Here is a 23,036-nt window from a genome sequence, read left to right on the forward strand (position 1 = left end):
ACCCCGTGGGAATCAACGGTTTTCCTGCTGGTTCTTGAGCAGATCGCGGATCTCGCTCAGCAGCTCCTGCTCCTTGCTCGGGGCCGGCGGCTCGCTCGGTGCGGCTTCCTCTTCACGCTTGAGGCGGTTGATCACTTTGATCCCCATAAAGATGGCGAAGGCGACGATCAGGAAGTCGAGGATGCTCTGGATAAACTTGCCATAGGACAGGGTTACGGCGGCGACATCGCCTTCGGCGGCCTTGAGCACCACGGCCAGGTCAGAGAAGTCCACCCCGCCGATCAGCACGCCCAGGGGCGGCATCACCACATCGCCAACGAAGGACGAGACGATCTTGCCGAAGGCGGCACCGATGATGATGCCCACGGCCATGTCGACCACGTTGCCCTTGACGGCGAAGGCCTTGAATTCGCTGATAATGCTCATGTTTCTTTCCCTGATAGGTGGTGTGCGCTGAAGTGTAATCCAGGTCGCGACGCTTGCCAGCCAGTTGTCAGGTAGGAAAGTGCACTTCGGGTAACGACTCGAAGGCCGGTTTGGCCAGCAGATAACCCTGAAACAGTTCGACGCCCATGTCACGCAACGCGTGCAGTTCGCCCAGGGTTTCGATGCCTTCGGCGATCACCCGAATCTGCAGTTTGCGGCACATCTGCAGGGCGGCTTCGACCAGAATCTGGCGCACGCTGTCCTGGTCGATATTGCGGATCAGCTGCATATCCAGCTTGATCAGGTCGGGCTGGAAATCGGCCAGCAGGTTGAGGCCGGCATAGCCTGCGCCGAAGTCGTCGATGGCGGTCATAAAGCCTTGTTTACGATACGCGCGCAGGATACCGGTGAGGTGGTCGACATCCAGCACCTGCTCCTGCTCGGTGACTTCGAAGATGATCCGCTCGAGGGGGAAGTTATAGCGCTTGGCCGCCTCCAGGGTGGCGCGGATGCAGGTTTCCGCCTTGTACACGGCATTGGGCATAAAGTTGATGGAAACCATCGCCGGCACCTGCAGCCTGGCGGCCCACTCCAGCGCCTTGATCCGGCAGCTCTGGTCGAAGGGGTAGAGGTTTTCCGGGGTCAGGCGACCCAGCACGCTGCCAGCGGACTCTCCGGCGCTGCCGCGCACCAGGGCTTCGTGGGCGAAGATTTCGCGGGTAGTGAGGTTGACGATTGGCTGAAAAGCCATGCTGATCGGGAAATCCAGGCCTTTGCCGTCGCGACATGCCGTGCAGCCGGGGTTCTTATCCATGGAGCACTCTCATCGTGGTCACAACCTAATACCCGGCAAACGATAGCAGGTATCGCGGGCCTGTAGGGGCCCGCTTCGGCAGAGCCGGCTGTGCTGGTCTAGTCTGAACACAGACCCGCCATGAGGATGCCGCTATGCCATTGGAACATCATCCGCTCAGCCGTGAATTTCCCGAACTCAAGCCGCAGCTTGGGGCCCTGCTGGCGGCTGACGGCCACTTCGCGCGTCTGGCCGAGGAGTATGAAGAACTCGACAAGCGTATCTATGAGGTGGAGAGCGGACGTATCGCCATGGACGAGATGCTGTTGCTGGGGCTGAAAATGCAGCGGGTCAGCCTCAAGGACGAACTCGGGCTGTTGCTGCGCGGCGGGTCTTGATCGGTTGGTGTTGATCCCGGTCAAGGGGGAGCTGGTGGGCAGGGGATAGGCTGGTTGCCAACATACATCCCACGAGGAGCGCCACCATGCACGTTGAACACCACCCCTTGAACAAAGACTTCCCCGAACTGCACGCGGCTTTGCACGAGCTGCGGGTTAACGATGCCCATTTCGCCCGCCTGGCTGACGAGTATGAAGCCCTGGACAAACGCATCTGCCGCGTCGAGGACGGCGTCGAAGTACTGGCCGACAACGACCTGGCGTCCCTCAAGCTGGCCCGCGTCGATCTCAAGGATGAAGTGGCGCGTCGTCTCAATAGTGTTGCCAAGCCCTGCTGTGGCTGCTGCAAAGGGTAGGGCTGTGGGCGGACCGTGGATTAACCACGGTCTATAGCTGTAAATATATCCAGCTATTTCGTATCATCCGGGCTCAGCTTTCCGAGGAGTCTGGCATGGCCAAGGCCAAACGTATGTACGGCTGCACCGAGTGCGGCTCGACCTTTCCCAAATGGGCCGGCCAGTGCGGCGATTGCGGGGCCTGGAACACCCTGGTGGAAACCCTGCTCGAAACCAATGCCGCCACCCCTAGCGGGCGTTCGGGTTGGGCGGGCGAGCAGGCGCAGATCAAGACCCTGGCCGAGGTCAGCGTCGAGGAAGTGCCGCGCTTTTCCACCGCCTCCGGCGAGCTTGATCGGGTACTCGGTGGTGGCCTGGTGGACGGCTCGGTGGTGCTGATCGGCGGCGACCCGGGCATCGGCAAGTCGACCATTCTGCTGCAGACCCTGTGCAATATCGCCACGCGCTTTCCCGCGCTGTATGTCACCGGCGAGGAATCCCAGCAGCAGGTGGCCATGCGCGCCCGCCGCCTGGGCCTGCCGGAAGACAAGCTCAAGGTCATGACCGAGACCTGTATCGAAACCATCATCGCCACCGCGCGCCTGGAAAAACCCAAGGTGATGGTGATCGACTCGATTCAGACCATCTTCACCGAGCAACTGTCCTCGGCCCCCGGCGGCGTGTCTCAGGTGCGCGAGAGTGCGGCGCTGCTGGTGCGCTTCGCCAAGCAGAGCGGTACGGCGATCTTCCTGGTTGGCCATGTAACCAAAGAGGGCGCGCTGGCCGGGCCGCGGGTGCTCGAGCATATGGTCGACACCGTGCTGTATTTCGAGGGCGAGTCCGATGGTCGCCTGCGCCTGCTGCGCGCGGTAAAGAACCGCTTCGGCGCGATCAACGAATTGGGCGTGTTCGGCATGACCGACAAGGGCCTGAAGGAAGTCACCAATCCTTCGGCAATCTTCCTCACCCGCGCCCAGGAAGAAGTCCCCGGTAGTGTGGTCATGGCCACCTGGGAAGGCACCCGGCCAATGCTGGTGGAAGTGCAGGCGCTGGTCGACACCAGCCATATGGCCAATCCGCGCCGCGTGACGCTAGGCCTGGACCCGAATCGACTGGCCATGCTCCTGGCCGTGCTGCACCGGCATGGCGGTATTCCCACCTATGACCAGGACGTGTTCCTCAACGTGGTCGGCGGGGTCAAGGTGCTGGAGACTGCCTCGGACCTGGCGTTGATGGCCGCAGTGATTTCCAGCCTGCGCAACAAGCCGCTGTCCCATGATCTGTTGGTGTTTGGCGAGGTTGGGCTGTCGGGCGAAATCCGCCCGGTGCCGAGCGGTCAGGAGCGCTTGAAAGAGGCGGCCAAGCACGGCTTCAAGCGCGCCATCGTACCCAAGGGCAATGCGCCGAAAGATCCGCCGCCCGGTTTGCAGGTGGTTGCAGTAACGCGCCTGGAGCAGGCGCTGGATGCATTGTTCGAGTAGCGAAGAGCTTTCGTAGCCCGAGTAAGCGCCAGCGCAATCCGGGGGTGGTTTAACGCCGAACGCCGCAGTCCCGGATTGCGCCAAGGCTTATCCGGGCTACCTGTTTGTCCAGCCTCAGTCCGCTTCGCCGAGGGCGGCCAGTTCCCGTTCCAGCAGGCTTTCGTCGCCTAGGTTGAGTTCGACCAGGCGGCGCAGGTGGCTGATCGAGTCGAGGTCGATATGCCGGCAAACGAAGCCGAGCAGATTGTCCTGGGTGCGGGTCAGCACCACTTCCATCCGCACGTAGGTATCGTCGGCCAGCTGAATGCGGGCTTCGAAGGGCTGGTGCGGGTCGCCATTCCAGCCGCCGGGACGCTTGATCAGCAAACCTTTCAGTGACACGTCATGCAACTCGACTGCCCAGCTCCGTTCACCTTGAAGGATCTCGGTGGGGGCATCGAAAGCGATGCGATGAAAGCGCCGCCGCTCGTTGGCTGTATTGCTCATGCAAAAAACTCCTGCGGGGTTTAGTCCACTATAGCCAAGGTGGGTGTCGAGGGTACGGTTTGTTTACCTGGCGCGCGGCACAAAAAAGCCCGCCGGAGTGGGCGGGCTTTTCGGTAGCGACGTGTCGCTTAGTTGCCGTAAACCGGGAACTTAGCGCAGACCGCTTTGACTTGCTCGCGCACGCGCGCTTCAACGGCTTCGTCGCCCAGGTTGGCGAGGATTTCGCAGATCCAGCCAGCCAGTGCGCGGCACTCGTCTTCCTTGAAGCCGCGGGTGGTCACGGCTGGGGTGCCGATGCGCAGGCCGGAGGTGACGAAGGGCGAACGTGGGTCGTTCGGCACGCTGTTCTTGTTCACGGTGATAAAGGCGCGACCCAGGGCGGCGTCGGCGTCTTTGCCGGTGATGTCCTGCTTGATCAGGCTGAGCAGGAACAGGTGGTTTTCAGTACCGCCGGAGACCACGTCGTAGCCGTTTTCAATAAACACGCTGGCCATGGCCTGGGCGTTCTTGATCACTTGCTGCTGGTAGGCCTTGAACTCAGGCTGCAGGGCTTCCTTGAAGCACACGGCCTTGGCGGCGATTACGTGCTCCAGCGGGCCGCCTTGGCCGCCTGGGAATACCGCGGAGTTGAATTTCTTCTCCAGCGCTTCGTTGGCGCGGGCGAGGATCAGGCCACCGCGTGGGCCGCGCAGGGTTTTGTGGGTGGTGGTGGTGACCACATCTGCGAACGGCACCGGGTTCGGGTACACGCCAGCAGCAACCAGACCGGCTACGTGAGCCATGTCGACAAACAGGTAAGCACCGACTTTGTCCGCGATGGCGCGGAAGCGTGGGAAGTCGAGAACCTGCGAGTAGGCGCTGAAACCGGCGATGATCATCTTCGGTTTGTGCTCAACGGCCAGGCGCTCGACTTCGTCGTAGTCAATCAGGCCGGTGACATTGTCGATGCCGTACTGCACGGCGTTGTACATCTTGCCGGAGAAGCTGACGCTGGCACCGTGGGTCAGGTGGCCGCCGTGGGCCAGGCTCATGCCGAGTACGGTGTCACCAGCTTCCAGCAGGGCCATATACACGGCGCTGTTGGCCTGGCTGCCTGAGTGCGGCTGGACGTTGGCGTAGTCGGCACCGAACAGCTCCTTAGCGCGGTCGATAGCCAGCTGCTCGACGATATCGACGTATTCGCAGCCACCGTAGTAGCGCTTGCCCGGATAGCCTTCGGCGTACTTGTTGGTCAGTACCGAACCCTGGGCTTCCATCACCGCTGGGCTGGTGTAGTTCTCCGAGGCGATCAGCTCGATGTGATGTTCCTGACGCTGGGCTTCCTGCTCCATCGCGGCAAACAATTCGGCGTCATAACGGGCGATAGTCAAATCACGGCTGAACATGGCATTCCCCTGAGAAAAAGCAGCTGGGCGGTAGAAAGAGGGGGCGAATTCTACCCCATCTCGGCCGGGCAGGGGTATGCAGCGCAGTCATGTGGCGGACAAGTGGGGCTCATGCACAAGGCAGTCTTAAGCTGCATGTTTGCAGTTTTGTAGCCCAGATAAGCGCCAGCGCAATCCGGGAGCTTTGCTCGCAACGGCATCTCCCGGATTGCATCCGGGCTACGGGACTGCATCCCGATCCATTACCTTGAGCAACCCGCGACCCGTAGGGTGCCACTCGCCGCAGGCAGTGCGCCTTGGTTCGCTGCTGTGGCACAAAAGCCGGCGGGCTGTCGCTGCGCGCCGAGCGGATGCCTAATGCGCTGATCCTACAAATTGCGCCTAGCTGAGCATAAACAACGCGGTGCCGCTAAACAGTGCGGTGAATTGCTTGGCCGGCATCGGTCGGCCGAGCAGGAAGCCCTGCACTTCGTCGCAGTCGTGGCCACGGAGGAAGTCCAGCTGGGCCAGGGTTTCCACGCCCTCGGCGATCACCGTGAGGTTGAGGCTATGGGCCATGGCGATAATGGCGCGGGCGATCTGGCCGTCCTGTTCGCCGTGGGGCAGGCCATCGACAAAGCTGCGGTCGATTTTCAGCACGTCGATGGGGAACTGCTTGAGGTAGTTCAGCGACGAGTAGCCGGTGCCGAAGTCGTCGATGGCCAGGCACACCCCCAGGCGCTTGAGGCTGGTCATGGTTTGCATGGCATTGGTCACGTCGTCCATCAGGATGCTTTCGGTCAGTTCCAGTTCCAGGCAGGCCGACGGGATACCGCTGTCCTTGAGGATGCTGGCGATGCGCAGGCCCAGATCGCCTTCGGCAAACTGCCGGGCCGACAGGTTGACCGAGATCTTCGGCACCCGCACCTTGGCCTGATGCCATTGGCTGAGCTGGTGGCAGGCCTCGCGCAGCACCCACTCGCCGACCTGGACCACCAGGCCCAGTTCTTCGAGCACCGGGATAAAGTCGTTCGGCGGCACCAGGCCGCGGGTCGGGTGCTGCCAGCGCAGCAGCGCCTCGGCCCCGGTCAGGCGCTTGCCGTCGCCGGAGAACTGCGGCTGGTAGTAGAGCCTGAATTCGTCCTGCTCCAGAGCGTGGCGCAGGTCGCTTTCCAGCTCCAGGCGCTCCAGGGCGCTGGCGTTCATGTCGGCCTGGTAGAACTGGAAGTTGTTCTTGCCGCGTTCCTTGGCGTGGTACATCGCCGTGTCGGCGTTCTTCATCAGCTGGCTCAGTTCGCTGCCGTCCTGGGGGCTGAGGGCGATGCCGATACTGGCGCTGACGAAGAACTCGCGGCCTTCAAGGATAAACGGCTGGGCCAGGCTGGCGAGGATCTGCTCGCCGACATGGATGGCCCGTTTCAGCGCGCCCTCGCGGCTGGCATCGGATTGCAGCAGCAGGGTGAATTCGTCGCCGCCCATGCGCGCCACGGTGTCGTCACCGTCGACGCAGGCGGCCAGGCGCACGGCCACTTCCTTGAGCATGCGGTCGCCGGCGGCGTGGCCCAGGGAATCGTTGATCGGCTTGAAACGATCGAGGTCGAGGAACATCAGCACCACCCATTCCTGATGCCGCTCGCCATGCTGCAGGGCATTGTGCAGGCGGTCCTGGAACAGGGTGCGGTTGGGCAGCTGGGTCAGGGCGTCGTAGTAGGCCAGGCGGTGAATGCGCTGTTCGCTGGCCTTGCGCTCGCTGATGTCGCTGAAGAAGCACACGTAGCTGACCAGGTCGCCCTCGTCGTCCTTGACCGCGGTGATACCGACCCAGGCTGGGAATTTTTCGCCGTTGCGCCGTTTCAGCCACACCTCGCCCTCCCAGCTGCCCTGCTGGTTGAGCTGGCGGATCACGAAGCTGAGGTGGCTGGCCTGCTGGGTATCGGCGGTAAGCATGCTCGGCAGCTGGTCGAGAATTTGCTTGGAGCTGTAGCCGCTGACTCGGCTGAAGGCGTTGTTGACCTGGACGATATAGCCAGCCGGGTCGGTGACCAGAATCGCCGCAGTGGAGTGCTCGAACACCGTGGCGGCCATGCGCAGGTCTTTCTCCGCGCGGCGTTGCTGGCTGATGTCGCGGCCCACGCCCAGCAGGCCTTCAAAGCGTCCGCTGTCGTCCCACATGGGTACCAGGCGCAGCTCTATCGGAATCTTCTTGCCATCGGCATGCAGGCAGTCGAAGACGAACAGCTGCGGCAGGAACTGCGCGCGCAGTTCGGCCAGGCGCTGTGGATCGCCCAGAGCGGCGCTCACCCGATCCAGCAGGGCATAGAAACCGGTCAGTTGCCGCGGGTTGGTGGCCAGGCCGTGGAAGCCGTTGCTCAGTGTCCACTCGCTGTCGTAACCGAGCACCTGCATGACCGAGGGGCTGACGTAGTTGAGCTGCAGCCTGTCGTCGGTGGAGAAGATTACATCGCTGATGCTTTCCGCCAGCATCCGGTAGCGCTGCTCGCTGGTGCTCAGGGATTCGCTGCGCACGATCTGTTCGGTGATGTCCTTGGCCACGCCGATCAGTCGGCTGACCCGGCCGCGCTCATCGTAGGCCAGGGCCTGCTCGCGGATATCGAACCAGTGCCAGCTGCCATCGCGGTGCCGCCAGCGCAGCTCGAATTGCATCAGCCGGCCTTTGCCCAGCACCTGCTGGATATTGCGCATGCGCAGGTAGAGTTCGACGTCGTCGGGATGGAGGATCCTCTCCCACAGCCGCTCGCCCATTTCGCGTAGCTCGACCTTGTTGTAGCCCAGCTGCGGACCCAGATGATTGTTGCTGTACATCACCCGCTTGGCGGCGATGTCGTGCACGTAGATGGTATCCGGTACCGCGCTGACCACATCGGACCAGAAGCGCTCGCGCTCGATCAGCGAGGTTTCGACGCGCTTGCGGCTGGTGATATCGCTGATGCTCAGGGTTACCGAATTGAGCTCCAGCGGGTTTTCCGGCAGACGCAGGAGCAGCCACAGGTGGCGTTCCTGGCCCTGCAACGTGTTGATCTGGCGTTCCATTTCCAGCTGGCCATTGCCCGTGAGCAGGGCGCTGATCAGCTGCAGGCGGAAGCCTTCGGGGTGCAGCGGGCCGCTGTTGAACAGGTGCTTCCAGGCCTGCTCGGTGGAGTCGACACCGAGCAGACGCAGGGCCACCTGGTTGGTTTCGGTCAGGCGCAGGCGCTGGCAGAGCGCCTGGTGCCGTTGCGGGTCGGCCGCCAGCCAGTGCAGTAGGCCGGGCACGTCGCGGATCTGCTGGTGCTGCAGGTAGGCATGCAGGTAGGCATGCAGGTCGGCCAGATCGAGCACGCACAGGGCGGTACCGGTGCCTTCGAAAATATCCTGATAGCGCCGGCGGGTTTCGCGCAGCACTTGATTGGCATGCTGCTCTTCGGTGACGTCGCGCAGCACCCAGACAAAGCCGCCGTGTGGGGACTCCTCGCCCAGATCGCTGCGGCTGATGTCGTACAGCCGTGGCTCCCCGTTCTGGCGGATTTCCACCAGGTCCGGACCCAGCTCATGGGATGCGCCGTTGCCGTGCAGCAGCATGGGGTCGAGGCGCGGTAGCAGCTGCAGCAGGTGCCAGTTGTGCGCCTCGGCGTTGCTCAGGCCGAACAGGCTTTCGGCCTGGGGGTTGAGGTACTGCAACTGGCCGTTGCCGTCGGTCACCAGCACCCGCTCTTCGATCGCACCCAGCACCGTCGCCGCCTGTTGCAGGGAGCGCCGCGAGGCGGTGTTGAGGGCGTGCAGGTTGCGCTGCTCGTGCAGCAGGCGATACAGGGCGAACAGGGTGAGCAGGGCACAGAGGATAAATAGCAGCAGCTTGCTGGCCAGTTGCGGCAGTTGCTGGGCGCGCACCTTGCGCTCGTTGAACAGCGCGCGCAGCTGCCAGTCGCTGCCGGCCAGCGGGTTGAGCAGGATGGTCTGGGCCAGGTTCTCGGCCGTGACGGGAGGCGCAATCGGGCTGTCCGGCGACAGGCTGTCGCCCTGGCTGGCGATGACCCGCTGCGAGTAGCGGTCTTCCAGCAGCCACTGCTGGGGGCTTTGATGGTGCTCGCTAAGCCAGCTGCGCAGCGCTCGGTTGGTCAGGTGCAGGACCCAGAAACCCTCACCTTGCGTCTGGCGCAGCATCAGGTAGATCTCGCCGCCGTCCTGGGCGCTGAAGGTATAGAAGTAGTTGTGCGGCTGGCCCCGCTGGAACAGTTCACGGAGGTACGTCACGTTCGGCGGCGGGGCTCCGGCGCTGGTCAGCATTTGCCCCCGGGCATCCAGCCAGATCAGCCCGCGCAGTGTTGGAAACACGCCGCGTAGCGAGCCAAGCAGGGCCTCGCTGGCTGCGCCCGGTGCAGGCGGGCGGCTGTGGGGCTGCAGCAGGGCCTGGCCGGCGCTGGCCTTGAGCTCCATGTTCAGGCCCAGGTGATTGGCCAGCTGGTTGCTGTAGGCATGGCTGAGCTGCAGCTGGTTGTCCTGCAGTTGACGCGATTCCAGGTGCAGTTGCCACAGCAGCAAGCCCAGCATCAGCATGACCAGCGCCACCAGCGTGCCCCTGGCTGGGCCGCTCATGGGCGCAAGCAGGGCTTCGCTGGAAAGGCGCGAAGCGGTTGGAGGCGTGACTCTAGGCAATGACCTAAATCCTGGGATGAGCTGTATCTGGGGGAGTGTCCGGCTTCGTCATCCGTAGCGAAGGCCGCCGGGTTCACATCGCGAATAACGCAACGCGGCGCATACCCGAGGAGTTAACCAATTCGAGTAAAAAATAACCACTAGTTAGAGTGCCGCAGTCGCTATCCGGGCTCGCTTGAGCGTGCCGGGCGAGGCGCTTGCCAGTCTGGATCGCGGCAGCCGGCTAGCATGCCATAAATATGGCAAAGTGCCAGCGTGGCCGACGAGCGTCGTTTGCCCTGCATCGCGCATTCCGGTAGCTTTGCCGCACGCGCGTGGCTGTGCGAATCCGTGCCCGAGCTGCCATTCGGGGCAGCCTGCGGCCCGTCACAGTCTGCAGCCTTATATCTCGTTTTTCTGTCCAGAACCCAGGTTATCCATGGCCCAATACGTCTACACCATGCATCGGTTGAGCAAAGTAGTGCCGCCGAAGCGGGAAATCCTCAAGAACATCTCCCTGTCCTTCTTCCCCGGTGCCAAGATCGGCGTGCTCGGTCTCAACGGCTCGGGCAAGTCCACCCTGTTGAAAATCATGGCCGGGGTCGACACCGAGTTCGATGGCGAAGCCCGTCCGATGCCTGAGCTGAACGTCGGCTACTTGCCGCAGGAGCCGCAGCTCGATCCGAACAAGACCGTGCGCGAAGTGGTGGAAGAAGCCGTCAGCGTAATTAAAGACGCCCAGGCGCGTCTGGATCAGGTCTACGCCGCCTACGCCGAGCCGGATGCCGACTTCGACAAGCTGGCCGCTGAGCAGGCCAAGCTCGAAGCCATCCTGCAGACCAGTGACGGTCACAACCTCGAGCGTCAGCTGGAAGTCGCCGCCGACGCCCTGCGCCTGCCGGCCTGGGATGCCAAGGTCGCCGTACTCTCCGGTGGCGAAAAGCGCCGTGTGGCGCTGTGCCGTCTGTTGCTGTCGGCTCCGGACATGCTGCTGCTCGACGAACCAACCAACCACCTGGACGCCGACTCGGTGGCCTGGCTGGAGCACTTCCTCCACGACTTCCCCGGCACCGTGGTCGCGATCACCCACGATCGTTACTTCCTGGATAACGTCGCCGGCTGGATTCTCGAGCTCGACCGCGGTGCCGGCATTCCTTACGAGGGCAATTATTCCGGCTGGCTGGAAGCCAAATCGGATCGTCTAGCCCAGGAATCCAAGCAGCAGTCGGCCCATGAAAAGGCCATGAAGGAAGAGCTGGAGTGGGTGCGCAAAGGCGCGAAAGCTCGCCAGTCCAAGTCCAAGGCGCGCTTGCAGCGTTTTGAGGAAATGCAGTCCCAGGAATTCCAGAAGCGCAGCGAAACCAACGAGATCTATATCCCGGCTGGCCCGCGTCTGGGCGACAAGGTCATCGACTTCGTCGGCGTCAGCAAGGGCTACGGCGACCGCGCGCTGATCGACAACCTGTCGTTTAGCATGCCCAAGGGTGCCATCGTCGGCGTGATCGGCGGTAACGGTGCCGGTAAGTCGACCCTGTTCCGTATGCTGATGGGCAAGGAGCAACCGGACTCGGGCAGCATCGAGATCGGCGAAACCGTGCAGATGGCCTGCGTCGACCAGAGCCGCGAGGACCTGGATGGCAGCAAGACCGTATGGGAAGCGGTGTCCAATGGCTCCGACATGATCAAGATCGGCAACTACGAGGTGCCGTCGCGTACCTATGTCGGCCGCTTCAACTTCAAAGGCGGCGACCAGCAGAAGTTCGTCAAGGACCTCTCCGGTGGTGAGCGCGGCCGTCTGCACTTGGCGCTGACCCTGAAAGAGGGCGCAAACGTATTGCTGCTCGACGAACCGTCCAACGACCTCGACGTGGAAACCCTGCGTTCCCTGGAAGAAGCGCTACTGGACTTCCCTGGTGCCGCCATTGTGATCTCTCACGATCGCTGGTTCCTGGATCGCGTGGCGACCCACATCCTGGCGTACGAAGACGACTCGCATATCGAGTTCTTCGAGGGCAACTACACCGAGTATGAAGCCGACCGCAAGAAGCGCCTCGGCGACGCCGCCTCGCAACCGCACCGCGTGCGGCACAAGAAGCTGGCGCAGTAAGTTCGCAGCTTTACTGCTGTAAGCAAACGAGGCCTGCGGGCCTCGTTTGTGTTTCTGCATTCCCTCTGCCGAGAGTCGCGCTGGCTTTAAGTGCCGATACGGGTCGGTTATTTACAGTTTTGCACCAAAAAGATTCATCATTGCGACATTTTGCCCTGTTATGGGGCTTTCCCTGCTGCTAGAGTGCCGGCCTCTTTTCCCGTGTGTTGTTGCGCACCCCTGCGCTGAGGCTCTCGCTCATGTCCCAATCCGTCGACCAGTTCCTGGCTGCGCTGAAGCAGCGCGACCCCGATCAGCCCGAATTCCACCAGGCGGTGGAGGAAGTGGTGCGCAGCCTGTGGCCCTTCCTGCAGGCCAATCCGCGTTACCTGCAGGCGGGTATTCTGGAGCGCATGGTCGAGCCGGAGCGGGCCATTCTGTTTCGCGTGCCCTGGGTCGATGACGCCGGCCAGGTGCGCGTCAATCGCGGCTATCGGGTGCAGATGAGCAGCGCCATCGGCCCGTACAAGGGCGGACTGCGCTTCCATCCTTCGGTGAACCTGGGTGTGCTCAAGTTTCTTGCCTTCGAGCAGGTGTTCAAGAACTCCCTGACCTCGCTGCCGATGGGCGGCGGCAAGGGCGGCTCAGACTTCGACCCCAAGGGCAAGAGCGACGGCGAAGTGATGCGCTTCTGTCAGTCCTTTATGGCCGAGCTGTATCGCCATATCGGCGCCGATCTGGATGTGCCAGCCGGCGATATCGGCGTCGGTGGCCGCGAGATCGGCTACCTGTTCGGCCAGTACAAGCGTCTGTCCAACCAGTTCACCTCGGTGCTGACCGGCAAGGGCCTGAGCTACGGCGGCAGCCTGGTCCGCCCGGAAGCCACCGGCTACGGCTGTGTGTACTTCGCCCAGGAGATGCTCAAGCGTGACGGCCAGGGTTTCGAGGGCAAGCGCGTGGCCATTTCCGGCTCCGGCAACGTGGCCCAGTACGCGGCGCAGAAGGTCATGGAGCTGGGCGGTACGGTGATTTCCGTGTCCGACTCCGCAGGCACCCTGTATGCCGAGGCCGGCCTGAGCGAGGAGCAGTGGCAGTACCTGATGGAGCTGAAGAACGTCCGTCGCGGTCGCCTCAGCGAAATGGCCGCTCACTTTGGCCTGCAGTTTCTCCCAGGGCAGCGTCCGTGGAGCCTGCCGTGTGATATCGCCCTGCCTTGCGCCACGCAGAACGAGCTGGACGGCGAGGACGCCCGCACGCTGCTGAAGAGCGGCTGCATCTGCGTCGCCGAAGGGGCCAACATGCCTTCGACCCTGGAGGCGGTGGATCTGTTCATCGAGGCGGGCATCTGCTACGCCCCGGGCAAAGCCTCCAACGCCGGCGGCGTGGCCACCTCCGGGCTGGAAATGAGCCAGAACGCCATGCGCCTGCACTGGACCGCTGGCGAAGTGGATGAGCGTCTGCACGGCATCATGCAGAACATCCACCATGCCTGCGTGCACCATGGCGAGGAGAACGGCCGTATCAACTATGTGAAGGGGGCCAATATCGCCGGCTTCGTCAAGGTGGCCGAAGCCATGCTGGCCCAGGGCGTGGTCTGACCCTCTGTTGCCGGTTCGGCGCTCGTTGCGTATGCCAGCCTTAGGGCTGGCATTTTTATTTTATGCGCTCGCCGGCGAAGAATAGTTACAGAATTCCTGACCGGCATCAGTGCCAAGCGCCGTACACGCGCCACACTGAAGGCAGTATTCCTGAGGACTGCCCGCATGCCCGCTTTCGACCCCTACACCGCGCTCTACACCCTGCTTAACGAATACAGCGCCCGTGCCAACGCGATTCGCCAGGACCTGGCGCGCAGCCACTCGCCCGATTTCGCTGAGCAGGCCTTGCAGCGGCAGAACGATGAAGTGCTCGAAGCTTTGCTGATGGAGGCCGAAACGGGTATGCGCCAGGTCGGGCTGGCCAAGCTGCGTCTGGCGGAGGGGCAGTATGGTCTGTGTCTGCGCTGCGGCGAGGCGATCAAGCCGGCGCGTCTGGCGGCCATGCCGGCCACCGAATACTGCCTGGCCTGCGCCGATCAGGCCGAGAAAAACTGAATATCCCCGCCGGTCGCGGCGTTCAGCCGCTTCCCCGGTATCCCCGATCAGCGTTCGCTTATTTCACTTAGCAGGCGGCGCGCCGCGGTTTCCGCGGCGTCGCTATAGGGCCGCAGTACGCTGGCGGCTCCCGCTCTTTCCAGGGCTTCGGCATCGCCGGTGCGGAACGCGCTGAGGGTGATCTTGCCCTTGAAGGTGCTGGCCCGTAGCGCTCGCAGCAGAATGGCGTTGACCTCGCGCTGGGGGATGGTGCTGATCATCGCCTGGGCATAATTGAGCGGCAGGTGTTCGAGAAAATCGTTGTCCTCGGCATCGCCATAGCAGGCGCTGAGGCCTTCATTGCGCGCCTCGGCCAGAGCGCCGGGGTCGAAGTCCACACCCAGTACGCGCAGCCCGCCCGCCTCAAGCTGGTGAGCCAGCTGCCGGCCATAGCGGCCCATGCCATAGATGATGATTTGCGCATGAGTGTTTTGCGGGTCGCTGTCGTTGGCGTTCTCGCGGTGCGGGATATGCCGCTCGAAGATGCCCAGCCAGGGAGCCAGGCGGTCGAATAGGGCCTGGGAGTAGAGGATCATATAGGTCGACAGAGTGATGGTGATCAGTCCGACCAGGGTGGTCAGGCCCAGGGCGTCCGGGCCGACATGGCCGAGGCCGATGCCCATGGCGACGAAGATGATGGAGAACTCGCTGATCTGCGCCACAGTCAGCCCGGCCATAAAGCCGGTGCGTTTGCGGTAGCCCATCCAGCCCATGATCGCCATGACGATCAGCGGGTTGCCGATCAGCACGAAGGCCGAGAGCACCAGCGCGCTGCCGATCTGCCCGTGAATATGGGCGAAGTCCAGCTGCAGGCCCAGGTGCAGAAAGAAGAACAGCAGAAGGAAGTCGCGCAGGCTGGTCAGGCGGCTGGCCACGGCTTCGCGCAGGGGCGTCGAGGCCAGGGAGAAACCGGCGAGAAAGGCCCCGATTTCCTTGGACAAGCCCAGGGTGTCCGCGCCGGCAGCCAGCAGGATGCCCCAGGCTATGGCGATCAGCATCAGCAGTTCCGGCGAGCTGGCCATGCTGTCCAGCAGGCGTGGCAGGGCGTAGCGCATCAGCAGGAAGAGCACCGCCAGGCTGCCAAGCAGGATCGCCAGCAGGGCCAGCGGATGCATGCCTTGCTGCTCGCCGCTGCTGGGCTGGTAGAGGTTGAGACCGAGCATGGCCAGCACCACGGCGATGTCCTGGACGATCAGAAAGCCCATGGCGATGCGCCCGTGCAGCGAGTCGATCTCGCCTTTGTCCGAGAGCAGCTTGACGATAATGATGGTGCTGGAAAAGGTCAGGGCCACCGCCACATACAGGGCGGTCAGCCATTCCAGGCCCAGCAGGTAACACAGGCCGTAGCCGAAGATGATGGTGAAGGTCAGTTGGCCCAACCCAGTGGCCAGCGCCACCGGACCGAGGGTGCGCACCAAGCGCATATCCAGCTTGAGGCCGACCACGAACAGCAGCACGGTGATGCCGATTTCAGCGAGCAGTTCCAGGGGCTCGTTTTCGCTGCTAAGGCCCAGCACCGCCGGGCCGGCGAGAATGCCGACGAGAATATAGGCGATGATCAGGGGCTGGCGCAGCTTGACCGCAATAGCCCCGACCAGAGCTGACAGGGCCAGCAGTACCGCCACTTCCTGGAACAGGCTCATTCATCACTCCTCGATAGTCAGCTGTGATTGTAAAAAGCCCCTGTGATCCTGCGCTTGCGTTGGATCAAGCATACCGCTTGTGGATGCCGGCCGATGCGGCGATGATTTCACCAGCCCCCCGTCCAAGGATTTCCAATGCCAGACTCCGTTGCAGCCCATTTGCGGTTGGCACCTGAAGCGCTTACCCGTCCCTTCACTCCCGAGCAGTTCAACTTCACCAGCACCGAAGACCTGGAGCCCTTTCGCGGCGTACTCGGTCAGGAGCGTGCGGTAGAGGCCCTGCAGTTCGGCGTGGCCATGCCGCGCCCCGGTTACAACGTATTCGTTATGGGCGAGCCGGGCACCGGCCGCTTCTCCTTCGTCAGACGCTACCTCAAGGCCGAAGCCAAGCGCCTGGAAACCCCGGCCGATCGGCTGTACGTCAATCACTTCGACGAGCCCCGCGAGCCTCGTGCGCTGGAGCTGGCTTCGGGCACCGCCGGTGCCTTTCTCGACGATATCAACCAGTTGATCGACAACCTGCTGGCGACCTTCCCCGCGGTGTTCGAACACCCCTCGTTCCAGCAGAAGAAGAACGCCATCGACCGCGCCTTCAACAAGCGCTACGACCAGGCCCTGGATGTAATCGAGCGGCTGTCGCTGGAAAAGAACGTCGCCCTGTATCGCGACAGCAGCAATATTGCCTTCACCCCCATGCTCGACGGCAAGGCCCTGGATGAGGCCGAGTTTGCCCAGCTGCCGGAAGCCGAGCGCGAGCGTTTCCACGCTGATATCGCCACCCTGGAAGAGCGCCTCAACGAGGAGCTGGCCAGCCTGCCGCAGTGGAAGCGTGAGTCGAGCAACCAGCTGCGTCAGCTTAACGAAGAAACCATCACAGTGGCCCTGCAGCCGCTGCTCGCGCCCCTGTCGCAGAAGTATGCGGAAAACGCCGGGGTCTGTGCCTACCTGCAGGCCATGCAGGTCAACCTGCTGAAAACCGTAGTCGATCAGCTGGTCGAAGTGGAGCGCATCGACGCCCAGACCCGCAAGCTGCTTGAAGAGCAGTACTGCCCCAGCCTGGTGGTCGGCCATCATGCCCAGGGCGGCGCGCCCGTGGTATTCGAGCCGCACCCGACCTACGACAACCTGTTCGGTCGCATCGAATACAACACCGACCAGGGCGCGCTCTACACCAGCTACCGCCAGCTGCGCCCTGGTGCCTTGCACCGGGCCAACGGCGGCTTTCTGATTCTCGAAGCCGAGAAGATGCTCGGCGAGCCCTTTGTCTGGGATGCGCTCAAGCGCGCCCTGCATTCGCGCCAGCTGAAGATGGAGTCGCCCTTGGGCGATCTCGGCCGCATCGCCACCATTACCCTGAATCCTCAGGTGATCCCGCTGCAGGTCAAGGTCATCATCATCGGCGCGCGCCAGCTGTATTACGCGTTGCAGGACCACGATCCGGACTTCCAGGAAATGTTCCGCGTACTGGTCGACTTCGATGAAGACATCCCGCTGGCCGACGACAGCCTGGAGCAGTTCGCCCAACTGATGAAGACCCGCACCTCGGAAGAGGGCATGGCCCCGCTGACCGCTGCCGCCGTGGCGCGCGTGGCGACCTACAGCGCGCGGCTGGCCGAGCATCAGGGGCGCTTATCGGCGCGTATTGGCGATCTGTTCCAACTGGTCAGCGAAGCCGACTTTATCCGCAGCCTGGCTGGGGATGAAGTGACCGACGCCGGGCATATCGAGCGCGCGCTAAAGGCCAAGGCCACCCGCACGGGTCGCGTTTCGGCACGGATCATCGACGACATGCTGGCCGGGATCATCCTGATCGACACCGCCGGCGCGGCCGTGGGCAAGTGCAACGGTCTGACCGTGCTGGAAGTCGGTGACTCAGCCTTCGGTGTGCCTGCGCGGATTTCCGCCACCGTCTATCCGGGCGGCAGTGGCATCGTCGATATCGAACGCGAGGTCAACCTTGGCCAGCCGATCCACTCCAAGGGCGTGATGATCCTTACCGGTTACCTGGGCAGCCGTTACGCCCAGGAATTTCCCCTGGAAATTTCCGCGAGTATCGCCCTGGAGCAGTCCTACGGTTATGTCGACGGTGACAGCGCCTCGCTCGGTGAGGTCTGCACGCTGATCTCGGCCCTGTCGCGTACCCCGCTCAAGCAGTGTTTCGCCATTACCGGGTCGATCAACCAGTTCGGTGAGGTGCAGGCGGTTGGTGGGGTCAACGAGAAGATCGAAGGCTTCTTCCGCCTCTGTGAGGCCCGCGGTCTGACGGGCGAGCAGGGCGCGATCATCCCGCATTCCAACGTCACCACCCTCATGCTCGACGAGCGGGTGCTGCAGGCGGTGCGCGCTGGGCAGTTCCATATCTATGCGGTGCGTCAGGTCGACGAGGCGCTGAGCCTGCTGGTTGGCGCGGATGCCGGTTCGCCCAATGAGCAGGGGCAATTCCCGGCGGGCAGTGTCAATGCGCGGGTGGTCGAGCGTCTGCGCGATATCGCCGCCATGGGCATGGAAGACGACGACAAGGACGAGCCGAAAAAGGAAGACGCGCCGGCTGTGGTCAAGGAGAAGAAGCCTCGGGCCAAAAAGCCAGCGGCCGAGTGACTGACCGGGGCTGGGGATTCGGGCGGTGGCTGGTCAGTCATTGAACGAATTCCAAGGCCCTTTATACGGCGCAGTTCGGGGCGGCTTTTCCTCGGTTCATCCACAGAGTTATCCACAATGTGCGGGGATAACTGGCGACTTCCCACGGGCGCTTGCTCGGGTGTAGGCTGAAGACCTGCTCCCGAGAGGATCGCCGCCATGTCGCGCAGCCTCAATCTCACCCGCCATTGCCTGGGCCTGGATACCCGCATCGAATGCGTGGTGTTGCCGCTGGCGGGCAATGCGGGCCTCTGGACACTGATCTGTGCCGCCGGAATCGCCGGCAACCAACCCTCTACCATCAAGGCGCAAGGCCCATTCCACGGGCCTTGCGTCGCCGAAGGTGTGCTCATTGAAATCGCCGAGAGCCTGTTTGACATGGGCTACGACGCGTGCGACGAGCTGCCGATCTGGCGCTTGCATATCCAGGCCGAACTGCGCCGCCTGAACAACCAGGGGGGCCGCCAACTGGGCAACTATATGTTTCGCCCGGAAACCTGAGCGCTCGCTGCGCAGCATTTGATCCGCCGGCGCAAAGGCTGCAGTCAGGCGGCTTGTGCTGATCAATCCTGAGCCTGTCCACAGTTTTATCCACAGATGTCGGGGATAACCCTGGCATCTGCTTTGCGCTTGCGCCCCGCCTTTGTCTGGCGAGCCGTGCTGGGTATACTCGCCGCCAGTCTTGAACCCTGAGTGAGCCCTTATGGAACGCTTTATTGAAAATGCCATGTATGCCTCGCGCTGGCTGCTGGCACCTATCTACTTTGGCCTTTCGCTGGGTCTGCTGGCGCTGGCGCTGAAGTTCTTTCAGGAAGTTTTCCACATTCTGCCCAACGTCTTCGGCATGGCCGAGGCGGATCTGATTCTGGTGATCCTTTCGCTGATCGATATGGCGCTGGTCGGCGGCCTGTTGGTGATGGTGATGATTTCCGGTTACGAGAACTTCGTTTCCCAGCTGGATATCAAAGAGGGCACCGAGAAGCTCAGTTGGCTGGGCAAGATGGACTCCAGCTCGCTGAAGATGAAAGTAGCAGCCTCCATCGTGGCGATCTCCTCGATCCATCTGCTCAAAGTGTTTATGAATGCGCAGAACATCCCCGACAGCAAGTTGATGTGGTACGTGATCATTCACATGGCCTTCGTCCTCTCGGCCTTTGCCATGGGCTATCTGGATAAGCTGACCAAGCACGAACCGAGCTGATCCCCTCTCAAGCGTCACCGCCGCCCGCCCGTTGCAAAACGGACGGGCGGTTTGCTTTCTGCCTTGTGCTTTTACTGTCTTGTACAAAAATTGTATTTGTATAGATTTTTGTATAGTTTTATCTGCCCGAGGACATCGCCATGAATCTGCAAGACCTGTCGTTGCACGCCCATGCTGGGCATATCGACGCACTCAACCTGATCTCCATCGAGGGTGGTATCTACCTGCTGGAAGCGCACATGGATGGCCGTGCCCACCCGCTCAGTGATAGCCATGGCAAGACCCTGCACCTGCGCTCGGTCGAACATGCCCGCGACCTGCTGCACGACCTGCCAAGCGTGCCGTTCCACCTAGTTCATGCAGTGGTGCATGACGAAATGTGCGGCATGCAGGATGGCACTCAGGACACCCTGCGGGTGCCGATTTCCTTCAACTCTTTCTGGTAGCGACCCAATCTATGTCTATTCGCCGGCTTGCTCTGGTACTGGGTGATCAGCTGTCTTTCGACCTGCCCAGCCTGCAGGCTTTGGACCCGCAGCAGGATGCCGTGCTGCTCGCTGAAGTGGCGGAGGAAACCAACTATGTGCCGCACCACCCGCAAAAGATTGCGCTGATCTTCAGTGCCATGCGCCACTTTGCCGAGGCCCTGCGTGAGCGCGGTTGGCGCGTGCATTACGTCAAGCTGGACGATGCACAGAACAGCGGCTCGCTGCCTGGCGAGTTGCAGCGCTGGGCGACGCAGTTGCAGGCCGCCGAGGTGTATATCACCGAGTGCGGCGAATGGCGGCTGGAGCAGGCGCTGCAGGCTTGCGGCCTGCCGATTACCTGGCATGCCGATAGCCGCTTTATCTGTGGCCATGGCGAGTTCGCCCGCTGGGCCGAGGGGCGCAAGCAGCTGCGTATGGAGTTCTTCTACCGCGAGATGCGGCGTAAGACCGGCCTGCTGCTAAATGGCGACGGCACCCCGGTGGGCGGTGCCTGGAACTTTGACGCGGAAAACCGTAAGGCGCTGCCCAAGCAGATCAAGGCCCCGATGACCGCCCGCTTTCCGGCGGATGGCATTACCCAGGACGTGCTGGCGCTGGTGGCCGAGCGTTTCAGTCACCACTACGGCAGCCTGGCGTCCTTCGATTACCCGGTGACCCACGCCGAGGCCGAGGTGCTGTGGCAGCATTTTCTCGACTTTGCCCTGCCGGCCTTTGGCGATTATCAGGACGCCATGGCGGTCGGTGAGCCGTTTCTGTTTCATGCGCGAATCAGCGCGGCGCTGAATATCGGCCTGCTGGATGTGCGCCGGTTGTGTGCGGATGTGGAGGCGGCCTACTGGCGCGGTCAGGTGCCGCTGAACGCCGCCGAGGGCTTTATCCGCCAGTTGATTGGCTGGCGTGAATACGTGCGCGGCATCTACTGGATGCATATGCCCGAGTACGCCGAGCGCAATGCCTTCGGCAATACCCGGGCGTTGCCGGAGTTTTACTGGACCGGCAAAACCCGCATGAAATGCATGAGCCAGGCTATCGGTCAGACGCTGGAACATGCCTATGCCCACCATATCCAGCGGCTGATGGTCACTGGCAACTTCGCCCTGTTGGCCGGCATTGCGCCCAGCCAGGTCTGCGACTGGTACCTGGCGGTGTATATGGATGCCTTCGACTGGGTCGAGCTGCCCAACACCCTGGGCATGGTCATGCACGCCGATGGCGGTTATTTGGGTTCCAAACCCTACTGCGCCAGCGGTCAGTACATCAAGCGGATGTCCAACTACTGCGGCAGTTGCGCCTACAAGGTTACGGAGAGCGTCGGTGAGCAGGCTTGCCCGTTTAATGCGCTGTATTGGCATTTCCTCATGCGTCACCGCCAGCAGCTGTCCGGCAACCACCGCCTGGGCATGATCTACCGCGGCCTGGACAAGATGAGCGAGGCAAAGCAGCAAGGCCTATGGGCGCGCGGCGAGCAGCTATTGGCCCGGCTGGATGCCGGCGAGGCGTTGTGAAAAAGGCCGAACTGCCAGTCAAGACCTGCCAGGTGTGCGGTCTGCCTTTCAGCTGGCGCAAGAAGTGGGCGCGCTGTTGGGATGAGGTGAAGTACTGCTCCGAGCGCTGTCGGCGCAATCGCCAAGGCGTGGCTGGCGGGTAGGGCGGTCAGGCGGTTTGTGCTAGGCTGGCCGACCATTTTTAGCCTCCAGCGGAGCAGTGCTATGTCCGATATCAATCTCTCGACTGACGAAACCCGCGTCAGCTACGGCATCGGCCGTCAACTGGGTGGTCAGCTGCGTGACAACCCGCCGCCGGGTGCCAGCCTGGACGCCATCATTGCCGGTATCACCGATGCCTTCTCCGGCCAGCCAAGCCGCGTCAGCGAAGCCGAACTGACCGCCAGCTTCAAAGTAATCCGCGACATCATGCAAGCCGAAGCCGCTGCCAAGGCTGAGGCCGCTGCTGGTGCTGGTCTGGCCTTCCTGGCTGAGAACGCCAAGCGCGACGGCATCACCGTTCTGGCTTCCGGTCTGCAGTACGAAGTGCTGACCGCAGGCGAAGGCGCTAAGCCGTCCCGTGAAGACAGCGTGCGCACCCACTACCACGGCACCCTGATCGACGGCACTGTGTTCGACAGCTCCTACGATCGTGGCCAGCCGGCCGAGTTTCCGGTTGGCGGCGTGATCGCCGGCTGGACTGAAGCTCTGCAGCTGATGAATGCCGGCAGCAAATGGCGCCTGTATGTGCCGAGCGAGCTGGCCTACGGCGAGCAAGGCGTGGGCAGCATCCCACCGCACAGCGTGCTGGTGTTTGATGTGGAGCTGCTGGACGTTCTCTAAGGCGCTTTCCTGAGGCGGATGACCCTGTGTCCTTCCGCCTTAGGGTTAGTCGCGATCACCTTGTAGCCCGGATGTAATCCGGGGAAGCGGTCTTTGGCTTCTACCGATGTCCCGGATTGCATCCGGGCTACAAGAGCTGGGTGCTGTTTTTGTCTTCAGGGGCGCAACGCCCTAGCGTAGCAATAAAGAAACAGATTACGCACCAATTCCTTAAGCACCAGCGGCTCGCAGGAATTCAGCTCGTGCAGATCCAGATCGCCCTGATCACGCAATTCGTCCAGAGCATCGTCCTTTAATACCGCACAGACTTCGCCGGTGTTGCGGTTGAGAATGCGTAGATACGGCTGCGGGCGGTCCAGCCAGGCGTCGATCAGATAGGTCATGGCTCATCTCCCTTTCAAGTGGTCAGATGAGAATAATTCTTATTACATTTATAGCAAGGATTAATCGTTGCCTTTCGTCGCGCAAATCGGCATAGGGGACGGCCTTCACAGGCCGCTCCCCTGCCACACCACCCGGCATGCGGGTCCGCACCGGGCGGTTCGAGAGATTGAGGTTATGAGAGACGCACTAATCCCAGCCTGTCGAACCACGCAATATTAAGCAC

20 protein-coding genes are annotated in these 23,036 nt (G+C 62.3%); 13 read left to right on the forward strand and 7 right to left on the reverse strand.

The annotated features are described in order from the left end of the window. Window positions 1-12: 12 nt before the first annotated feature. Both mscL and VMP31_RS08645 read right to left on the reverse strand, forming a co-directional pair. Window positions 13-426, reverse strand: a complete 414-nt coding sequence (gene mscL, locus VMP31_RS08640) for a large-conductance mechanosensitive channel protein MscL (protein WP_325506056.1) — start codon at window positions 424-426, stop codon at window positions 13-15. Window positions 427-493: 67 nt separating this feature from the next. After that, a complete protein-coding gene (locus VMP31_RS08645) occupies window positions 494-1,240 on the reverse strand; it encodes an EAL domain-containing protein (RefSeq protein ID WP_325506058.1) in 747 nt (248 codons plus the stop codon). A 134-nt stretch (window positions 1,241-1,374) separates the two neighbouring features. Here VMP31_RS08645 and VMP31_RS08650 point away from each other — a divergent pair, with 134 nt between their 5' ends. The 3 genes from VMP31_RS08650 (at window position 1,375) to radA (ending at window position 3,433) form a co-directional block, all read left to right on the forward strand. Further along, the gene (locus VMP31_RS08650; protein WP_325506060.1) at window positions 1,375-1,617 is read left to right on the forward strand and encodes a YdcH family protein; all 243 of its coding nucleotides are present in this window, start codon (window positions 1,375-1,377) and stop codon (window positions 1,615-1,617) included. A gap of 86 nt (window positions 1,618-1,703) precedes the next feature. Beyond that, window positions 1,704-1,973, forward strand: a complete 270-nt coding sequence (locus VMP31_RS08655) for a YdcH family protein (RefSeq protein ID WP_325506062.1) — start codon at window positions 1,704-1,706, stop codon at window positions 1,971-1,973. A gap of 95 nt (window positions 1,974-2,068) precedes the next feature. After that, a complete protein-coding gene (gene radA / locus VMP31_RS08660; RefSeq protein WP_325506064.1) occupies window positions 2,069-3,433 on the forward strand; it encodes a DNA repair protein RadA in 1,365 nt (454 codons plus the stop codon). Between the two features lie 114 nt (window positions 3,434-3,547). On the opposite strand, the gene VMP31_RS08665 is transcribed toward radA, so the two are convergent. From VMP31_RS08665 to VMP31_RS08675, 3 genes are all read right to left on the reverse strand, one after another. Continuing rightward, window positions 3,548-3,919 (reverse strand): PilZ domain-containing protein, encoded by a 372-nt coding sequence (locus tag VMP31_RS08665; RefSeq protein WP_325506066.1) that lies wholly within the window; start codon window positions 3,917-3,919, stop codon window positions 3,548-3,550. A 128-nt stretch (window positions 3,920-4,047) separates the two neighbouring features. Beyond that, window positions 4,048-5,304 carry a serine hydroxymethyltransferase gene (gene glyA / locus VMP31_RS08670; protein ID WP_275960643.1) on the reverse strand — a complete coding sequence of 419 codons (1,257 nt, stop codon included), beginning with the start codon at window positions 5,302-5,304 and terminating at the stop codon, window positions 4,048-4,050. Between the two features lie 381 nt (window positions 5,305-5,685). Continuing rightward, entirely contained in the window at window positions 5,686-9,876 is a 4,191-nt protein-coding gene (locus VMP31_RS08675; protein ID WP_325506069.1) for a sensor domain-containing protein, read from the reverse strand. Between the two features lie 478 nt (window positions 9,877-10,354). Between VMP31_RS08675 and ettA the strand changes: the two genes are divergently transcribed. The 3 genes from ettA (at window position 10,355) to VMP31_RS08690 (ending at window position 14,094) form a co-directional block, all read left to right on the forward strand. Then, window positions 10,355-12,022 carry an energy-dependent translational throttle protein EttA gene (gene ettA / locus VMP31_RS08680; protein WP_325506071.1) on the forward strand — a complete coding sequence of 556 codons (1,668 nt, stop codon included), beginning with the start codon at window positions 10,355-10,357 and terminating at the stop codon, window positions 12,020-12,022. A 239-nt stretch (window positions 12,023-12,261) separates the two neighbouring features. Further along, on the forward strand, window positions 12,262-13,599 hold the full coding sequence (gene gdhA / locus VMP31_RS08685; protein WP_325506073.1) for an NADP-specific glutamate dehydrogenase: 1,338 nt from the start codon (window positions 12,262-12,264) through the stop codon (window positions 13,597-13,599). A gap of 165 nt (window positions 13,600-13,764) precedes the next feature. Beyond that, window positions 13,765-14,094, forward strand: coding sequence for a TraR/DksA family transcriptional regulator (locus tag VMP31_RS08690; protein WP_325506075.1), 330 nt, complete (start codon window positions 13,765-13,767; stop codon window positions 14,092-14,094). Window positions 14,095-14,141: 47 nt separating this feature from the next. On the opposite strand, the gene VMP31_RS08695 is transcribed toward VMP31_RS08690, so the two are convergent. Continuing rightward, window positions 14,142-15,776 carry a cation:proton antiporter family protein gene (locus tag VMP31_RS08695; protein ID WP_325506077.1) on the reverse strand — a complete coding sequence of 545 codons (1,635 nt, stop codon included), beginning with the start codon at window positions 15,774-15,776 and terminating at the stop codon, window positions 14,142-14,144. A gap of 135 nt (window positions 15,777-15,911) precedes the next feature. Between VMP31_RS08695 and VMP31_RS08700 the strand changes: the two genes are divergently transcribed. The 7 genes from VMP31_RS08700 to VMP31_RS08730 all read left to right on the forward strand — a co-directional run bounded on the left by VMP31_RS08700 (window position 15,912) and on the right by VMP31_RS08730 (window position 22,429). Beyond that, window positions 15,912-18,374: a Lon protease family protein gene (locus tag VMP31_RS08700; RefSeq protein ID WP_325506079.1), complete on the forward strand. Its 2,463-nt coding sequence runs from the start codon at window positions 15,912-15,914 to the stop codon at window positions 18,372-18,374. A gap of 198 nt (window positions 18,375-18,572) precedes the next feature. Further along, entirely contained in the window at window positions 18,573-18,914 is a 342-nt protein-coding gene (locus VMP31_RS08705; RefSeq protein WP_325506081.1) for a hypothetical protein, read from the forward strand. Between the two features lie 202 nt (window positions 18,915-19,116). Then, window positions 19,117-19,614: a TIGR00645 family protein gene (locus VMP31_RS08710; protein WP_325506083.1), complete on the forward strand. Its 498-nt coding sequence runs from the start codon at window positions 19,117-19,119 to the stop codon at window positions 19,612-19,614. Window positions 19,615-19,754: 140 nt separating this feature from the next. Further along, window positions 19,755-20,060, forward strand: a complete 306-nt coding sequence (locus VMP31_RS08715; protein WP_325506085.1) for a DUF6482 family protein — start codon at window positions 19,755-19,757, stop codon at window positions 20,058-20,060. A gap of 11 nt (window positions 20,061-20,071) precedes the next feature. After that, window positions 20,072-21,607, forward strand: a complete 1,536-nt coding sequence (locus tag VMP31_RS08720; protein WP_325506087.1) for a cryptochrome/photolyase family protein — start codon at window positions 20,072-20,074, stop codon at window positions 21,605-21,607. Continuing rightward, window positions 21,604-21,750 (forward strand): DUF2256 domain-containing protein, encoded by a 147-nt coding sequence (locus VMP31_RS08725; protein ID WP_325506089.1) that lies wholly within the window; start codon window positions 21,604-21,606, stop codon window positions 21,748-21,750. Before VMP31_RS08720 ends, VMP31_RS08725 begins: the two co-directional genes overlap by 4 nt. Before the next feature lie 61 nt (window positions 21,751-21,811). Continuing rightward, entirely contained in the window at window positions 21,812-22,429 is a 618-nt protein-coding gene (locus VMP31_RS08730; RefSeq protein WP_275960653.1) for an FKBP-type peptidyl-prolyl cis-trans isomerase, read from the forward strand. 155 nt (window positions 22,430-22,584) lie between these two features. Here VMP31_RS08730 and VMP31_RS08735 read toward each other — a convergent pair whose 3' ends face one another. Further along, window positions 22,585-22,812 (reverse strand): hypothetical protein, encoded by a 228-nt coding sequence (locus tag VMP31_RS08735; RefSeq protein WP_325506092.1) that lies wholly within the window; start codon window positions 22,810-22,812, stop codon window positions 22,585-22,587. Between the last annotated feature and the right edge of the window lie 224 nt (window positions 22,813-23,036).

It is taken from the genome of Pseudomonas sp. (genome assembly GCF_035512415.1).
Taxonomy (GTDB): Bacteria; Pseudomonadota; Gammaproteobacteria; order Pseudomonadales; family Pseudomonadaceae; genus Aquipseudomonas.

What these genes read in the sequence shown, in the direction of transcription:
- mscL (WP_325506056.1), bottom strand. Translation starts at nt 426, where the DNA reads ATGAGCATTATCAGCGAATTCAAGGCCTTCGCCGTCAAGGGCAACGTG.
- VMP31_RS08645 (WP_325506058.1), bottom strand. Translation starts at nt 1,240, where the DNA reads ATGGATAAGAACCCCGGCTGCACGGCATGTCGCGACGGCAAAGGCCTG.
- VMP31_RS08650 (WP_325506060.1), top strand. Translation starts at nt 1,375, where the DNA reads ATGCCATTGGAACATCATCCGCTCAGCCGTGAATTTCCCGAACTCAAG.
- VMP31_RS08655 (WP_325506062.1), top strand. Translation starts at nt 1,704, where the DNA reads ATGCACGTTGAACACCACCCCTTGAACAAAGACTTCCCCGAACTGCAC.
- radA (WP_325506064.1), top strand. Translation starts at nt 2,069, where the DNA reads ATGGCCAAGGCCAAACGTATGTACGGCTGCACCGAGTGCGGCTCGACC.
- VMP31_RS08665 (WP_325506066.1), bottom strand. Translation starts at nt 3,919, where the DNA reads ATGAGCAATACAGCCAACGAGCGGCGGCGCTTTCATCGCATCGCTTTC.
- glyA (WP_275960643.1), bottom strand. Translation starts at nt 5,304, where the DNA reads ATGTTCAGCCGTGATTTGACTATCGCCCGTTATGACGCCGAATTGTTT.
- VMP31_RS08675 (WP_325506069.1), bottom strand. Translation starts at nt 9,876, where the DNA reads ATGAGCGGCCCAGCCAGGGGCACGCTGGTGGCGCTGGTCATGCTGATG.
- ettA (WP_325506071.1), top strand. Translation starts at nt 10,355, where the DNA reads ATGGCCCAATACGTCTACACCATGCATCGGTTGAGCAAAGTAGTGCCG.
- gdhA (WP_325506073.1), top strand. Translation starts at nt 12,262, where the DNA reads ATGTCCCAATCCGTCGACCAGTTCCTGGCTGCGCTGAAGCAGCGCGAC.
- VMP31_RS08690 (WP_325506075.1), top strand. Translation starts at nt 13,765, where the DNA reads ATGCCCGCTTTCGACCCCTACACCGCGCTCTACACCCTGCTTAACGAA.
- VMP31_RS08695 (WP_325506077.1), bottom strand. Translation starts at nt 15,776, where the DNA reads ATGAGCCTGTTCCAGGAAGTGGCGGTACTGCTGGCCCTGTCAGCTCTG.
- VMP31_RS08700 (WP_325506079.1), top strand. Translation starts at nt 15,912, where the DNA reads ATGCCAGACTCCGTTGCAGCCCATTTGCGGTTGGCACCTGAAGCGCTT.
- VMP31_RS08705 (WP_325506081.1), top strand. Translation starts at nt 18,573, where the DNA reads ATGTCGCGCAGCCTCAATCTCACCCGCCATTGCCTGGGCCTGGATACC.
- VMP31_RS08710 (WP_325506083.1), top strand. Translation starts at nt 19,117, where the DNA reads ATGGAACGCTTTATTGAAAATGCCATGTATGCCTCGCGCTGGCTGCTG.
- VMP31_RS08715 (WP_325506085.1), top strand. Translation starts at nt 19,755, where the DNA reads ATGAATCTGCAAGACCTGTCGTTGCACGCCCATGCTGGGCATATCGAC.
- VMP31_RS08720 (WP_325506087.1), top strand. Translation starts at nt 20,072, where the DNA reads ATGTCTATTCGCCGGCTTGCTCTGGTACTGGGTGATCAGCTGTCTTTC.
- VMP31_RS08730 (WP_275960653.1), top strand. Translation starts at nt 21,812, where the DNA reads ATGTCCGATATCAATCTCTCGACTGACGAAACCCGCGTCAGCTACGGC.
- VMP31_RS08735 (WP_325506092.1), bottom strand. Translation starts at nt 22,812, where the DNA reads ATGACCTATCTGATCGACGCCTGGCTGGACCGCCCGCAGCCGTATCTA.